Raw genomic sequence first — 14430 nt, forward strand, 5'->3', positions numbered from 1 at the left:
GAAAAACTGAATTGAAGGAGGGAGATTATGCATCGCGGCAAAGGGATGAAGTTTGTGGGAGATTCACGAGTACCTGTTGCACGTAAACCGAATATTCCGAAAGATTATTCTGAATATCCAGGGAAAACCGAAGCATTTTGGCCGAACTTCTTATTGAAAGAATGGATGGTTGGTGCGGTTTTTTTAATCGGTTATTTATGCTTGACGGTGGCGCACCCGTCACCACTTGAGAGAATGGCGGATCCTACGGATGCGGGATATATACCACTTCCAGACTGGTACTTCTTATTTTTATATCAATTGTTAAAATACTCCTATGCATCAGGTCCGTTTACTGTAATTGGCGCATTTATTATGCCAGGGATTGCATTTGGTGCATTGCTGTTAGCTCCATTTTTAGATCGAGGTCCTGAAAGACGTCCATTGAAACGTCCGGTTGCAACTGGATTTATGCTTCTAGCAATTGCTTCTATTATCTTTTTAACATGGGAATCTGTGGTGCATCACGATTGGGATGCTGCAAAAAAACAAGGTGCGATTGTTAAAACGGTTCAAGTTGATAAAAACGAAGAAGGTTATAAACTTGTACAAAAAAATACATGTTTAACATGTCATGGTGATAACTTACAAGGTGGTGCTGCAGCGCCAGCACTGCAAAACTTAACGTTAAAACCAGATGAAATTGCAAAGATTGCGAAAGATGGAAAAGGTGCAATGCCTAAAGGAGTATTTAAAGGCACGGATGAAGAATTGAAGAAACTTTCGGAATTTATTGCAAAATATAATAAAAAATAAGAGAGGGCTGACTACAATTTTTGTAGTCAGCTTTTCTATTTAGAAGAAAAAGTTTGGTATAATATATATATCCATTTTAAGTTTCCGGCATATAAGTCGCGGTTATGAAAACAAAAGAATTTCCCTACTCATTTTGACTTTCTGTTTTCACGCGGAATGGGGCGGGAAAAGGAACTGACCGCTCCTACCCATGAGCGGATGCTCTCTCCCGCCTAAAAGAAAAGGTTTATGTCGGTCTTTCAATGCGTATTTATATAATAAAGAACTACTATATTTGAAAGGTGTTGTACAGATAGATTGGCTTATTTGTATGCTGTATTAAGGCAGCGTTCCGTTTTATTATGCTTACTTATTATTAACATTTTAGGGACAATATACGGATTTATTTGGTATGGAGATCAACTGCTAGATACTTCATTTATATTTTGGCCATTTGTTCCTGATAGTCCGATGGCAAGTTTCTTTTTTGTTTTTGTGTTACTGGCCTTTTTATACAATAAAAATTGGGGATTAATAGAAGCTTTTGCAATCGTTTCCTTAATGAAATATGGTATATGGGCTGTTGTTGTAAATGCTATTATGTTTATGGTTAAGGGCGACCTTGGGTTTATGGGTTACATGTTGGTGCTTTCTCATTTTGCAATGGCTGTGCAAGGTTTACTGTATGCTCCGTTTTATCGTATAAAAAAATGGCATTTTATTGTGGTGAGTATATGGACGTTACATAATGATGTAATTGATTATTTGTTTTGGCAAATGCCGAGATATGGTATTATGCATTTGTTTGTGGAACAAATCGGTTATTTTACATTTTGGCTAAGTATTGTTGTGCTAGCTATTACATACTATTGTTGCTTGAGAGGGAATCGAAAGCAGTTTTCGCTATGAATTTAAATAAAGAATTGGGGAAAATAAATGAAGCAAAATAAGCTAGGGGTAAGAGTGCTAGATAGTTTTATAAATTCTATTGTTGCGTATTGTATAGCATTTTTTATTTTTGCACTTGCAACTACAATTGTTGTATACGGAAAATGGTTATATTATGCAGATATAAACTTTTTAAATATACCAGATTTGGCTAATATGACAGAGCTGGAGATCAAGAAAAATTATGATGCACTAATTACGTATCTCTCTCCTTTTTACCAAGGTGCATTACAGTTTCCTACATTGGATATGTCAACAAATGGAAGGGTTCATTTTGTTGATGTGAAAAATATTTTAGTGAACATTCAATATGGAATGTGTATGGCGCTTGTGGTTGCTTTATTGGGCGGGTGGTATTTATTACGTAAACGAAAAGTGAGATTTTTATTACATGGCGCAATTTTGACTATTATATTTCCGATTGCGCTTGTTTTACCTATTATAATTAATTTTGAAAAGAGTTTTGTTTTATTTCATAAACTTCTTTTTAGTAATGATTATTGGCAGTTTGATAGCGAAAAGGATCCCGTTATTCTCATGTTACCAGAACAATTTTTCATGCATGCAGCATGTGCCATTTTGTTATTCATTTTATGCGGTAGCGCTATTTGTTATTTTGCGTATCGTTATTTACGAAAAAAGGAAAGAGCTTCTATGAACCATCTTAGTTCATAAAGAAAACCTTTAAGTGAGGTTTCTTTAATCTCTCACCTAACTGCAGAATTGTGAGGTGGAAGTCTTCCTGCCTTAAAATAGCGGTATAAAATATTTTTCAACCTTGCTCTGTTCTATTCTTGTCCACCTTAACATATTTTGTACTAGTAGTTATAGGGGGGACCGGAATGAAGAGAGCCTTAATTCGAATGATAGCGTGTTTGATTATATTGTTTCCAGTACGTATATATGCTGAAGAATGGAAAGAGCTGACGGGGTTATTAGACGATTCTTTACAACTTGTAAAACAAGAAGAATATGAGAAAGCAACGCAAGTATTACAGCATTTCTCAGAGCAGTTTGTATTACGAGAGAATCAAAAAGAGAATAAACTAGCATCTATGCATTTTCGAGTCATTTCTTTAGCGTACGACAAAGCGCAACAATCACTTGAGGAAGAAAGTGTAGACCGTCAAATAAAGATAGATGATGTATTGGCATTACAATTGGTGGTGGATGCGGAAGTGTCTAAGTATCAACCGCTTTGGGTAGAAAGAGAAGGGCGTGTTATGGGGGCTTTTGCTAAAGTAGAGAAAGCGCTTCAAATAGAAGATGATGAACGATTCCAACAATCGCTAAATACATTTTTACATGAATTTGGTGTGATTTATCCAAGTTTAATGATTGCGTTGCCAGAAAATCAATCACAGCGTGTAAATGCCCATCTATCGTATTTGGATGAATTCCGTAACGTTATGTTAAAAAATAAAAGCGGGCAAACGCAATTAGGGATTATAAAAGGAGATTTACAAAAAATATTTCAAACAGCAAAAAAAGATGAAGTGGATTCTTCTCTCATATGGTTTATGACAATTACAGGTGGACTTATTTTCTTTACATTAACATACGTCGGTTGGAGAAAGTATAAGGGAGAGAAAGCAAAACGTACGAGCGGGATACATTCTAAAAACCAATAAGGCTACGAATTTAGATATGGATTGTAAGGTTTCTTTATTGACAATGTGTAAAGAAGAAAATAAAATGAGAAGTACTAATAATTACGACTTCAATGGAGGTTCATGATGGGTTTTTACTTGGTTTATTTCGCGATCATTATGATCATACCGTTGTATGCACAATCAAAAGTACGCAGTGCTTATAGTAAGTATTCACAAGTGTATTCAACATCGGGTATGACAGGAGCGGAAGTAGCTCGAAAAATTTTAGATGAAAATGGTTTATATAACGTAGCTGTAGAAGAAACGCCAGGACATTTGTCAGATCACTATGATCCAACGGCTAAAACGGTTCGTTTGTCAACTGATAACTATTATGGTCATTCAGTTGCTGGAACAGCTGTAGCAGCCCATGAAGTAGGGCATGCGATTCAAGATGCGAAAGATTATAAATTTATGCGTTTTCGCCATTCTTTAGTTCCGGTTGCAAACTTCGGATCGAATATGTCATGGGTGTTTATTATGATTGGTATATTTGCGACGATGTCAAAATTGTTGTTATTAGGAATCGTTTTAATGGCAGCAGGTGTAGTTTTCCAACTTGTTACATTACCGGTTGAGTTTGATGCTTCAAAACGTGCGATGCAGCAAATTGAAGCACTAGGAATTGTATCGACAGATGAATATGGGCAAGCTCGTAAAGTATTGAATGCGGCAGCATTAACATATGTGGCAGCGGCGGCGGTAGCAGTATTTGAACTACTTCGTCTCGTATTAGTTTACACAGGTATGCAACGTAGCGATGACTAAAGACTATCGATTTCGATAGTCTTTTTGTTTTGAAATCTATTTAGGGATTTTAAAGGAGAAAAGAGAGCGTAATGAATTTTAGGGAGAAAGTTATAATAAGAAGTATAGGGAAAGTGACCATGAGTGAAGGTGATGAAAATGAAATATCCAGATTCGTTAGTGGAGCAGGTGAGAGAGCGTAGTGTTAATTATGCATTAGAGGGTTTTTTATGTGGACAAGGTCCCAAAAAATCAAAACTAATGCTTGTTGGAGAAGCACCTGGAGAAACTGAAATCCATAACGGGATTCCATTTAGCGGTAGAGCAGGTAAGGAGTTAATGGGATTTTTAGAACGGATTGGCCTTACAAGGGAGGAAGTATATATTACGAGTGCTGTGCGTAGTAGGCCTTATAAATGGAGGGAGAAAAGAGAGCGGAGTGGACAAGTCGTTCAAAAGAAATATAATCGCACTCCCAATCAGAGGGAAATACTTGTGCATGCTCCTTTATTAGATTATGAGATGGAACATGTGCAAGCACCAGTTATTGTGACACTTGGAAATATTGCATTAAAGCGTTTAGTGGGACCAAATAAAAAGATTACTGATGTGCATGGACAATTATTGCAGCAGCCAATACAAAGATTGAAAAATAATCAAAGTACAGATTTTATATGGACTGAGAAGGTATTTAATATTTTCCCGACATTTCATCCTGCTTCCATTTTTTATAATAGAAGTTTATTGGATTTGATTTATGAGGATTTAGAAAAGTTGAGGGAGTACATATAGTAGAATTGTAAAACACCTAGAAAAGCTTATTTAGTTGTGAAAGCTTTTCTAGGTACAAATTTATAATTGAAGGAGAAGGATCCACGTAGCTAATTATGTAACGGATTTTTATTCTCATCTAATGTAAACCCTTCGCCGACAACATCATGTACGTCACTCACTGCAACAAATGCATGGGGATCTACAGAAGTAATAATGTTTTTTAGTTTTACGATTTCATTTTTCGCAACAACACAATAGAGTACATTTCGTTCGATCTTTGTATAGGAACCAACTGCTTTCAAGAAAGTTGCACCACGCTCCATTTCGGATAAAATTTTGGCAGCAATTTCGTCATTTTTGTCAGAAATAATGGTAGCTCCTTTCGCTGCATATGCCCCTTCTTGCATGAAGTCAATGACTTTGGCACCAATAAAGACAGCAACTAATGTATACATGCCTTCGCGATAAGATAAATATGTAAGAATGGAAACGATGATGACAACAGCATCAAACATAAACATTGTTTTTCCCATACTCCAGCCTATATACTTATGTGCTAATCGGGCGATAATATCGACACCACCAGTGGTTCCTCCATATTTAAATATAATTCCGAGTCCAATCCCGATAAATGCTCCAGCGAACAATGCCGCTAATGTCATATCGTTTTGTAAGTTTAAATGTAGATTTAGTGATTCGTAACGCTGGAAAATCCATAGAAATAAGGAGACGCTAAATGTTCCAATTAATGTATACAGGAAAGTTGTTCGACCAAGCAATTTCCAACCGACGAAAAAGATTGGGATGTTTAAGATTAAGTTTGTATAAGAGGGGTCGAGTGAAAATAGAAAATATAATAATAGCGTAATGCCTGTAAATCCACCTTCTGCTAAATGGTTTTCAATATTAATATTAACGATACCAAAAGAGAAAATAGCGGAACCAAGCAAAATAAATATAATGTTTCGAATTTTTAAGTTAGTTTTCATGTAGCAAGCCCCCTAATATGTAAGTGTTACTTCGTTCCGCTGAAATAGCTCATGGCGAAGAAGAAAATTAAGAATAGTATGTCACTTGTATGGTTGTAATTGGTAAGAAGTAACTTTTTGCAGGAAGAACGTCTGCAAAAGAAAGTTTCATTTTACCCCGCTCAAACGGCTGATAGAAGAAAAAGCCAAGAAGAAAGAGCAGACCATCCGTAAGAGCCCGATTGGTTCAACTAATCTTTTGCAAGAAAAGCATTTGCAAAAGAAAGTTTCACTTTACCCCGCTCAAACGGCTGGTAGAAGAAAAAGCCAAGAAGAAAGATCGGACCATCTGTAAGAGCCCGATTGGTTCAATTAATCTTTTGCAGGAAGAATGTTTGCAAAAGAAAGTTTCACTTTAATTATAGTCTATCCAAAAAAACGTGGCAAATAGGGATGAAAGAGGAATAATATTTGTCAAATTGCGATGAATTGGCTAACATGAAAGAGGAAGGATTAGAGGTGAACATACATGGAACAAAAAACGATGAAAGATATGCAGAAGGAAGTAGATGCATATATTAGTCAATTTAAAGAAGGTTATTTTAGCCCGCTTGCAATGATGGCTCGCCTAACAGAAGAGATGGGTGAACTCGCGAGAGAAGTGAATCACTATTACGGTGAGAAGCCGAAGAAAACGACTGAAAAAGAACGAACAATTGAAGAAGAACTTGGAGATGTATTATTTGTTATGATTTGCATGGCAAATAGCTTACATATTGATTTAGAAACAGCACATGACATTGTGATGAATAAATTTAATACACGTGATAAAGATCGCTGGACACGTATTGAAGAGGGAGAGAACGAATAATGAAAGATATTAAAGTAATTATTGCAGGACCAAGAGGACGTATGGGACATGAGGCAGTGCTTCTTATGGAAAGAACGCCACATTTTCAATTAGTGGCGGCAGTTGATTATAAGCATGGTGGGGAAAAAATTTCTAATCTTCCTGGAATGCCTGCGTTAGATACACCAATCTATGCTGATTTACATACTTGTTTAAATGACGTGGAAGCAGATGTATTACTAGATTTAACGACTCCAGAAATCGGAAAAAAGCATGTTACACTTGCAGTTGAGCATGGTCTTCGCTCAGTTATCGGTACGACAGGGTTTACAGAAGAAGAACTTCAGCATTTGACAGATACTGCAAAAGAAAAACAAGTCGGTACGATTATTGCTCCGAATTTTGCAATTGGTGCAGTACTTATGATGAAATTTTCTCAAATGGCAGCGAAATATTTCCAAGATGTTGAAGTGATTGAATTGCATCACGATCAAAAATTAGACGCACCATCAGGTACAGCTGTAAAAACGGTAGATTTAATTCGTCAAAATCGCCAGCCAAAACAACAAGGTCATCCAAATGAAACAGAACAATTAAAAGGAGCACGTGGTGCGAATGTGGATGGGATTCATATTCATAGCGTACGTTTACCAGGGCTGATTGCACATCAGGAAGTATTATTCGGCGGAGATGGACAGATGCTAACAGTTCGTCATGACTCATTTAACCGAGCTTCATTTATGTCTGGAGTAAAATTATCTATTGAAACAGTAATGAATCTTGATCATCTTGTATACGGTTTAGAGAATATCATCGACTAAGGAGAGAGAAAACGGATGAAAATTGCTTTAATTGCACATGACAAAAAGAAAAATGACATGGTTTCGTTTGCATACGCATATACACCAATTTTTGAACAACATGAACTTTTTGCGACGGGAACAACCGGGCTACGCATTATGGAGGCAACTGGACTCGCTGTTACAAGATATCAATCTGGTCCTCTTGGAGGGGACCAAGAGATTGGTGCAATGATTGCAAAAAATGATTTAGATATGGTAATTTTCTTCCGAGATCCGCTAACATCACAACCACATGAACCAGATGTAAATGCATTGCTTCGTTTGTGTGATGTGTATGCAATTCCACTTGCAACGAACATGGCAAGTGCTGAAATGTTAATGCATGCATTAGACCGGGGAGATTTGGACTATCGAAAGTTAAGAAAATGAGGGGAACAACTATGAGTGGATTACATATATTAGCGTTTGGTGCTCATGCCGATGATGTTGAAATCGGCATGGCGGGCACCATTGTAAAATATACGAAACAAGGATATAAAGTTGGCATTTGTGATTTAACGGAAGCTGATTTGTCTTCCAACGGAACGGTAGAATTAAGAAAAAAAGAGGCGCAGGAAGCTGCTCGTATTATGGGAGTTGAAACGCGAATTAATTTAGCAATGCCAGACCGTGGTTTGTATATAAAAGAAGAGCATATACGTGAAATCGTAAAGATTATTCGTACATATAAGCCAACGCTAATTTTTGCACCATACTATGAAGATCGTCATCCAGATCATGCAAATTGTGCAAAACTGGTGGAAGAAGCTGTATTTTCAGCGGGTGTTCGCAAATATATGCCAGAAATACCACCGCATCGAGTACAATCTTTTTATTATTATATGATAAATGGTTTTCATAAGCCGAATTTCTGTATAGATATTAGTGAACAGCTTTCTAAAAAGGTGGCAGCACTAGAAGCGTATGAAAGTCAGTTTACAACTGGAAGTGATGGTGTGAAGACGCCTTTAACCGAAGGATATGTTGAAACGGTAATCGCTCGTGAGAAAATGTTTGGAAAAGAAGTTGGAGTTATGTATGCCGAAGGGTTTATGAGTAAAAAGCCAGTTTTATTACATGCTGATTTAATAGGGGGATGTAAATGAAATTGAAAATAGGTATTACATGTTATCCTTCTGTCGGTGGTTCTGGAGTAGTGGGAACGGAACTTGGAAAACAACTAGCGGAACGCGGTCACGAGATTCATTTTATTACATCAGGTGTTCCATTCCGATTAAATAAAGTATATCCAAACATTTACTTTCACGAAGTAACGGTAAATCAATATTCTGTCTTTCAATATCCACCTTATGATTTAGCGTTAGCAAGTAAAATGGCGGAAGTTGCACAGAGAGAAAACCTTGATATTTTACATGTGCATTATGCAATACCGCATGCCATTTGTGCATATTTAGCGAAACAAATGATTGGAGACAAGATTAAGATTGTTACAACGTTGCATGGAACGGATATTACCGTACTTGGATCAGATCCGTCACTAAATAATTTAATCCGCTTTGGTATTGAACAATCTGATGTTGTGACAGCTGTATCTCACTCATTAATTCAAGAAACGAATGAACTTGTAAAGCCAAACAAAGAAATTCAGGCCGTATATAATTTTATCGATGAACGTGTTTATTTTAAACGAGATATGTCCCAACTAAAAAAAGAGTATGGCATACGTGAGGATGAAAAGGTACTCATTCATATTTCGAATTTTCGCAAGGTCAAGCGAGTACAAGATGTTGTCCAGTCATTTGCAAAAATTGTAAAAGAAGTGGATGCAAAATTATTACTTGTTGGTGATGGGCCAGAATTTTGTACAATTTTACAGTTGGTGAAAAGCCTACATATTGAAGAACATGTTTTATTTTTAGGAAAACAAGATAATGTTGCAGAACTTCTTGCTATGAGTGATTTAATGTTACTTTTATCTGAGAAAGAAAGTTTTGGTCTTGTTTTACTAGAAGCGATGGCTTGTGGTGTGCCATGTATTGGAACACGGGTTGGGGGCATTCCAGAGGTTATTAAACATGGTGAAACAGGATATATATGCGAAGTTGGTGATCCGCTTGGAGTAGCTAAACAAGCGATTCAACTATTTAAGAATAAAAAGCTTCACCAAAATATGGCAGAGCAAGCGATGGAAGCTGTATATGAGCAATTTCGTTCAGAAAATATCGTTTCACAATATGAGGCGATTTATTATGACATACTAAGGAATGACAAAAATGAAACGATTTAAACAAGCTGGAGCAATTATTGAGATATTGAAAAAACATGGGCATGAGGCATATTTTGTTGGAGGAAGTGTACGTGATTTCATTATTAATAGACCAATTGGTGATATTGATATTGCAACATCAGCTCTTCCAGACGAAGTGATGCACTTATTCCCAAGACATGTCCCTGTAGGTCTTGAACATGGTACGGTTATCGTTGTTCAAGAAGGCGTTCCCTATGAAGTGACAACGTTCCGAACAGAGAGTGATTATGAAGATTTTCGTAGACCAAGTAGTGTTCAGTTTGTTCGTTCATTAGAGGAAGATTTAAAACGCCGAGATTTTACTATGAATGCGATTGCGATGAATGAAGAAGGAGCAATTATTGATTTGTTCTCTGGGCAAGAAGCCATTCGTAAACAAGAGATTGCAACAGTCGGGAATGCGGCAGATCGTTTTCAAGAAGACGCATTACGCATGATGCGCGGTATTCGTTTTGTGAGCACATTAGGATTTTCTTTGGAGGAAAAAACGAAGCAGGCAATTGAAAAGTATGGGCACTTACTAGAACATATAGCGATTGAACGAATTACAGTTGAGTTTGAAAAGTTATTGACAGGTACATGTTGTGTAAAAGGGCTCCAGGAGCTCGTAGAGACAAAATTATTTACCCACTTACCATATTTACAAATGTCCGAAGAGAGGCTTTTAGAAGCTACACAATATAACTGGGGTTATTTTGAAACTGATATTGAGGCTTGGGCATTTTTCCTACATTGCATCGGAGAAGAACATCCATCTGTATTTTTGCGTCAGTGGAAATTTTCCAATAAAAAAATAAAAGATATTGTTGCTGTTCTATTAGCAATTCGCGCTAGAAAAACAAAGCATTGGGATGCAGTCTTTTTATACAAAACAAGTTTGCCTACTGCGTTAATGGCTGAAAGAGTATATCAAGTTATTATAAAAAAATATGATATGTCTTTTGTAAATCATGTGCAATCATTATTTGATTCATTATCCATTCACAATCGTCAGGAAATGAAAATAAGTGGCAATGATTTGTTAGGTTGGACAGAAAAAACGCCAGGACCATGGGTGTCAGAAGTTTTGCAAAAGATTGAAGAAGAAATTTTACAAGAACGATTAGAAAATAAGAAAGAGAAAATAAGGGAGTGGCTACACGGGTGCAATCTACTATAAGAAAACAATTATTACAAGTTTTTTCTGAAGCAGATGGAGAGTTTGTATCTGGTCAAACAATTAGTGACAAGCTCGGCTGCTCAAGAACAGCTGTTTGGAAGCATATGGAGGACCTTCGAAGTGAAGGGTATGAATTAGAAGCTGTGCGCCGCCTTGGCTATCGGATTGCTAGTAAGCCAGATAAAGTAACATCGAATGAAATTCAATTAGGTTTACAGACAGAATTTATAGGGCGAACGGTCTATTTTGAAGAATCTGTAGAGTCTACGCAGCATATTGCTGCAAAACTTGCATATGAAGGGGCAGCTGAGGGAACGATTGTCGTTGCGGAAGAACAAACAGCTGGCCGCGGTCGCTTGAGTAGAAAATGGCATTCACCAAAAGGAACGGGCATCTGGATGAGTATTATTTTACGTCCAGCTATTCCTGTTCATCATGCCCCTCAGCTGACTTTATTAGCAGCTGTTAGTGTGGCACAAGCGATTGAAAAATGTATAGGTGTGAATGTTGGAATTAAATGGCCTAATGATATTTTGATTGAAGGGAAAAAGGCTGTTGGTATTTTAACAGAGATGCAGGCTGATCCAGACAAAATTAATGCAGTTATTATGGGAATTGGAATTAATGCAAACCAAAGCAAAGAACATTTTGCAGATGATATTAAAGAAATTGCAACATCTTTAGCGATTGAATCTGGAAAGCCAATTGTGCGAGCGGAACTTATGCAACAGATTTTTTTACAGATGGAAAAATTATATGAAGAATATATAAAGAATGGTTTCTCGGTTATTAAACTTTTATGGGAAAGCTACGCGATAAGTATCGGGAAAGAAATTACAGCTCGAACGATGAAAGAGACGATTACAGGTACAGCAAAAGGGATTACAGCAGATGGTGTACTTATACTAGAAGATCGTACAGGTCACATTCATCATATTCATTCTGCGGATATAGAAATTAAGTAAAGGGAAGTTCCAATTTGGAGCTTCTTTTTATTTGTACAATTGATAACAGTTGTATGTAATGTAGTATTGTTTCTTTTTTATGTAATTTCACATACCGTAATAAGATAGAAAATTATTTTTTCGAAAAAATGTAGCAATGTTATTTCTTAGTTTGCTATAATTAGTTCGAATATGGGCAGTATCTGATTGAACTGCACCATTATTGTAAGCGATGAAGAAAAATAATTTGGATTCTGCCTTGATCCAACAACGGACTGGGACAGAGGGATGAATTTTGCCGACTAACACAACCCTTCTGCCCTTTTATGGCCAGAGGGGTTTTTTATATGATTTCGGCCATCTCCTCTCTCCTGAATAAAGGAGGAGTAGTTTTTGAAAACGACAACGGATTTTTTGAAAATGAAAGAGAAAGGTGAGCCGATCACGATGCTCACGGCGTATGATTATCCATCTGCAAAGCTTTCAGAAGAAGCGGAAGTTGATATGATTTTAGTAGGAGATTCGCTTGGAATGGTTGTACTTGGATACGATTCAACAATTCCAGTGACGGTAGATGATATGATTCATCATACGAAAGCAGTACGCCGCGGAGCAAAGGAGACTTTTATTGTAACGGATATGCCGTTTATGTCTTACCACGTATCACTGCAAGAAACGATGCACAATGCGCGCCGTATTGTACAAGAAAGCGGAGCACATGCAGTGAAAGTTGAAGGTGCAGGCGAAGTTGTATCAATCATTCATTATTTAACAAATGCTGGAATTCCTGTTGTGGCACATCTTGGCTTAACACCACAATCTGTTGGGGTATTAGGTGGATATAAAGTGCAAGGAAAAGATGTTGAGAGTGCAAAGAAATTATTGGAAGATGCGAAGAAATGTGAAGAAGCGGGAGCAATAGCAATTGTATTAGAATGTGTACCAATGCAGTTAGCGAAGATGGTATCAGATGAGCTAGTGATTCCTACGATTGGAATTGGTGCAGGAAAAGATGTAGATGGTCAAGTACTTGTTTATCATGATTTAATTTCGTATGGAGTAAGCCGTGTTCCGAAATTTGTGAAGCAATATACTTCAGTTCAAGAAGAGATTGTACGCGGAATCAAGCAATATGTTGCTGAAGTGAAAACGGGACAATTTCCGGAAGAAAAACACTCATTCACAATGAAAGAGGAAGAGTATGTAGCATTATACGGGGGAAAACAATGATGAAGATTATAACGACAGTACAAGAGATGCAGCAGGTTGCAAGTGAAATTCGTGCAAGTGGGAAGGAAATTGGCTTTGTTCCAACAATGGGTTATTTACATGAAGGACATGCGACTTTATTACGTCAAGCAAGAAAAGAAAATGAAGTTGTTATGTTAAGTGTATTTGTAAATCCATTGCAATTTGGACCAAATGAAGATTTGGATCGTTATCCAAGGGATATTGATAGAGATGAAAGAGTAGCAAAAGAAGCTGGTGTTGACTACTTATTCTATCCAAGTGTAGAAGAAATGTATCCAGCAGAACAGACAACAAAAGTGGAAGTTGTAAAGCGGACGGATGTGTTATGTGGAAAGCAGCGACCAGTACATTTCGCAGGTGTTGCAACTGTATTGATGAAGCTATTTAATATTACAATGCCAACTCGTGCTTACTTTGGCATGAAAGATGCACAGCAAGTTGCAGTTATTGAAGGATTTATAAACGACTTTAATATTCCAATTACGATAGTGCCTGTTGATATCGTAAGAGAAGAGGATGGATTAGCGCGAAGCTCTCGAAATGTGTATTTATCAGAAAGAGAACGCGCAGAGGCTCCTCATTTATATCGTAGCTTATGTATAGCGAAGGAACAAATTGAAACTGGAGAACGTAATCCAAAAATCGTTACAAGTCTTGTGAAGGAATATATTGAAAAACATACACAAGGAATTGTTGATTATGCGGACATATATGCGTATCCAACTTTAACAGAATTAGAAATGATTCAAGGAAGAATCATTCTTGCGATCGCAGTGAAGTTTGAGAATGCACGTTTAATTGACAATATTACATTAACGGTTAAATAAGGAGGAGTCATCTATGTTTCGCACAATGATGAGAGCGAAGTTACACCGAGCGACTGTAACAGAGGCAAATTTAAATTATGTAGGTAGTATTACAATTGATGAAGACTTGATGGACGCAGTGGAGATTGTAGAAAATGAAAAAGTACAAATTGTAAATAATAATAATGGAGCTCGCTTAGAGACGTATGTAATTAAGGGGGAACGCGGCAGCGGTGTTGTTTGTTTAAATGGTGCAGCTGCAAGACTTGTACAACCTGGAGATAAAGTTATTATTATTTGTTACGGTCTCGTAGCGGGAGAAGAAGTATATAAACAAGTACCAAAAATTGCGGTGTTAGATGATAACAATCAAATTATTGAAATGTTAGGTGCTGAAAAAGCAGGTACAATTTTATAAACAGAAAGGCTATTCCTAATGGGATGGC

17 protein-coding genes are annotated in these 14430 nt (G+C 37.0%); 16 read left to right on the forward strand and 1 reads right to left on the reverse strand.

Annotated elements, in window-relative coordinates; genetic code table 11:
* Positions 1 to 27 precede the first annotated feature (27 nt).
* The 6 genes from qcrC to CN373_RS00790 all read left to right on the forward strand — a co-directional run bounded on the left by qcrC (position 28) and on the right by CN373_RS00790 (position 4913).
* On the forward strand, positions 28 to 795 hold the full coding sequence (gene qcrC, locus CN373_RS00765; protein WP_098358622.1) for a menaquinol-cytochrome c reductase cytochrome b/c subunit: 768 nt from the start codon (positions 28 to 30) through the stop codon (positions 793 to 795).
* A gap of 297 nt (positions 796 to 1092) precedes the next feature.
* On the forward strand, positions 1093 to 1683 hold the full coding sequence (locus tag CN373_RS00770) for a DUF1405 domain-containing protein (RefSeq protein ID WP_000323858.1): 591 nt from the start codon (positions 1093 to 1095) through the stop codon (positions 1681 to 1683).
* Positions 1684 to 1710: 27 nt separating this feature from the next.
* Positions 1711 to 2397, forward strand: a complete 687-nt coding sequence (locus CN373_RS00775; protein WP_000812407.1) for a TIGR01906 family membrane protein — start codon at positions 1711 to 1713, stop codon at positions 2395 to 2397.
* Between the two features lie 167 nt (positions 2398 to 2564).
* Positions 2565 to 3353 (forward strand): sporulation protein YpjB, encoded by a 789-nt coding sequence (gene ypjB / locus CN373_RS00780; protein WP_000816795.1) that lies wholly within the window; start codon positions 2565 to 2567, stop codon positions 3351 to 3353.
* A gap of 105 nt (positions 3354 to 3458) precedes the next feature.
* Complete coding sequence (locus tag CN373_RS00785; RefSeq protein ID WP_098358623.1) at positions 3459 to 4142, forward strand: zinc metallopeptidase; 684 nt, start codon at positions 3459 to 3461, stop codon at positions 4140 to 4142.
* Positions 4143 to 4280: 138 nt separating this feature from the next.
* Positions 4281 to 4913, forward strand: coding sequence for a uracil-DNA glycosylase (locus tag CN373_RS00790; RefSeq protein WP_000876883.1), 633 nt, complete (start codon positions 4281 to 4283; stop codon positions 4911 to 4913).
* Between the two features lie 89 nt (positions 4914 to 5002).
* Here the strand turns inward: CN373_RS00790 and CN373_RS00795 are convergent, their stop codons facing one another.
* Entirely contained in the window at positions 5003 to 5884 is an 882-nt protein-coding gene (locus CN373_RS00795) for a YitT family protein (protein ID WP_000856250.1), read from the reverse strand.
* 508 nt (positions 5885 to 6392) lie between these two features.
* Between CN373_RS00795 and CN373_RS00800 the strand changes: the two genes are divergently transcribed.
* The 10 genes from CN373_RS00800 (at position 6393) to panD (ending at position 14402) form a co-directional block, all read left to right on the forward strand.
* Positions 6393 to 6734: a nucleotide pyrophosphohydrolase gene (locus tag CN373_RS00800; RefSeq protein WP_000436086.1), complete on the forward strand. Its 342-nt coding sequence runs from the start codon at positions 6393 to 6395 to the stop codon at positions 6732 to 6734.
* The gene (gene dapB, locus CN373_RS00805; RefSeq protein ID WP_098358624.1) at positions 6734 to 7534 is read left to right on the forward strand and encodes a 4-hydroxy-tetrahydrodipicolinate reductase; all 801 of its coding nucleotides are present in this window, start codon (positions 6734 to 6736) and stop codon (positions 7532 to 7534) included. The genes CN373_RS00800 and dapB overlap by 1 nt, the downstream gene beginning before the upstream one ends.
* A gap of 15 nt (positions 7535 to 7549) precedes the next feature.
* Positions 7550 to 7945 (forward strand): methylglyoxal synthase, encoded by a 396-nt coding sequence (gene mgsA / locus CN373_RS00810; RefSeq protein ID WP_000684769.1) that lies wholly within the window; start codon positions 7550 to 7552, stop codon positions 7943 to 7945.
* A gap of 11 nt (positions 7946 to 7956) precedes the next feature.
* Entirely contained in the window at positions 7957 to 8661 is a 705-nt protein-coding gene (gene bshB1, locus CN373_RS00815) for a bacillithiol biosynthesis deacetylase BshB1 (RefSeq protein WP_000015678.1), read from the forward strand.
* Complete coding sequence (gene bshA, locus CN373_RS00820) at positions 8658 to 9803, forward strand: N-acetyl-alpha-D-glucosaminyl L-malate synthase BshA (protein ID WP_000768320.1); 1146 nt, start codon at positions 8658 to 8660, stop codon at positions 9801 to 9803. The genes bshB1 and bshA overlap by 4 nt, the downstream gene beginning before the upstream one ends.
* A complete protein-coding gene (locus tag CN373_RS00825; protein WP_098358625.1) occupies positions 9790 to 10983 on the forward strand; it encodes a CCA tRNA nucleotidyltransferase in 1194 nt (397 codons plus the stop codon). The genes bshA and CN373_RS00825 overlap by 14 nt, the downstream gene beginning before the upstream one ends.
* Positions 10968 to 11948 carry a biotin--[acetyl-CoA-carboxylase] ligase gene (locus tag CN373_RS00830; protein WP_098358626.1) on the forward strand — a complete coding sequence of 327 codons (981 nt, stop codon included), beginning with the start codon at positions 10968 to 10970 and terminating at the stop codon, positions 11946 to 11948. The genes CN373_RS00825 and CN373_RS00830 overlap by 16 nt, the downstream gene beginning before the upstream one ends.
* Before the next feature lie 372 nt (positions 11949 to 12320).
* The gene (gene panB / locus CN373_RS00840; protein WP_098358627.1) at positions 12321 to 13157 is read left to right on the forward strand and encodes a 3-methyl-2-oxobutanoate hydroxymethyltransferase; all 837 of its coding nucleotides are present in this window, start codon (positions 12321 to 12323) and stop codon (positions 13155 to 13157) included.
* A complete protein-coding gene (gene panC, locus CN373_RS00845; protein ID WP_002056280.1) occupies positions 13157 to 14005 on the forward strand; it encodes a pantoate--beta-alanine ligase in 849 nt (282 codons plus the stop codon). The genes panB and panC overlap by 1 nt, the downstream gene beginning before the upstream one ends.
* 13 nt (positions 14006 to 14018) lie before the next feature.
* Positions 14019 to 14402: an aspartate 1-decarboxylase gene (gene panD, locus CN373_RS00850; protein ID WP_000490174.1), complete on the forward strand. Its 384-nt coding sequence runs from the start codon at positions 14019 to 14021 to the stop codon at positions 14400 to 14402.
* The last annotated feature ends 28 nt before the right edge of the window (positions 14403 to 14430 follow it).

Source organism: Bacillus cereus, from assembly GCF_002561295.1.
GTDB lineage: Bacteria > Bacillota > Bacilli > Bacillales > Bacillaceae_G > Bacillus_A > Bacillus_A cereus_S.

Coding starts and splice junctions, on each gene's coding strand:
- qcrC (WP_098358622.1), top strand. CDS start 28: ATGCATCGCGGCAAAGGGATGAAGTTTGTGGGAGATTCACGAGTACCT.
- CN373_RS00775 (WP_000812407.1), top strand. CDS start 1,711: ATGAAGCAAAATAAGCTAGGGGTAAGAGTGCTAGATAGTTTTATAAAT.
- ypjB (WP_000816795.1), top strand. CDS start 2,565: ATGAAGAGAGCCTTAATTCGAATGATAGCGTGTTTGATTATATTGTTT.
- CN373_RS00785 (WP_098358623.1), top strand. CDS start 3,459: ATGGGTTTTTACTTGGTTTATTTCGCGATCATTATGATCATACCGTTG.
- CN373_RS00790 (WP_000876883.1), top strand. CDS start 4,281: ATGAAATATCCAGATTCGTTAGTGGAGCAGGTGAGAGAGCGTAGTGTT.
- CN373_RS00795 (WP_000856250.1), bottom strand. CDS start 5,884: ATGAAAACTAACTTAAAAATTCGAAACATTATATTTATTTTGCTTGGT.
- CN373_RS00800 (WP_000436086.1), top strand. CDS start 6,393: ATGGAACAAAAAACGATGAAAGATATGCAGAAGGAAGTAGATGCATAT.
- dapB (WP_098358624.1), top strand. CDS start 6,734: ATGAAAGATATTAAAGTAATTATTGCAGGACCAAGAGGACGTATGGGA.
- mgsA (WP_000684769.1), top strand. CDS start 7,550: ATGAAAATTGCTTTAATTGCACATGACAAAAAGAAAAATGACATGGTT.
- bshB1 (WP_000015678.1), top strand. CDS start 7,957: ATGAGTGGATTACATATATTAGCGTTTGGTGCTCATGCCGATGATGTT.
- bshA (WP_000768320.1), top strand. CDS start 8,658: ATGAAATTGAAAATAGGTATTACATGTTATCCTTCTGTCGGTGGTTCT.
- CN373_RS00825 (WP_098358625.1), top strand. CDS start 9,790: ATGAAACGATTTAAACAAGCTGGAGCAATTATTGAGATATTGAAAAAA.
- panC (WP_002056280.1), top strand. CDS start 13,157: ATGAAGATTATAACGACAGTACAAGAGATGCAGCAGGTTGCAAGTGAA.
- panD (WP_000490174.1), top strand. CDS start 14,019: ATGTTTCGCACAATGATGAGAGCGAAGTTACACCGAGCGACTGTAACA.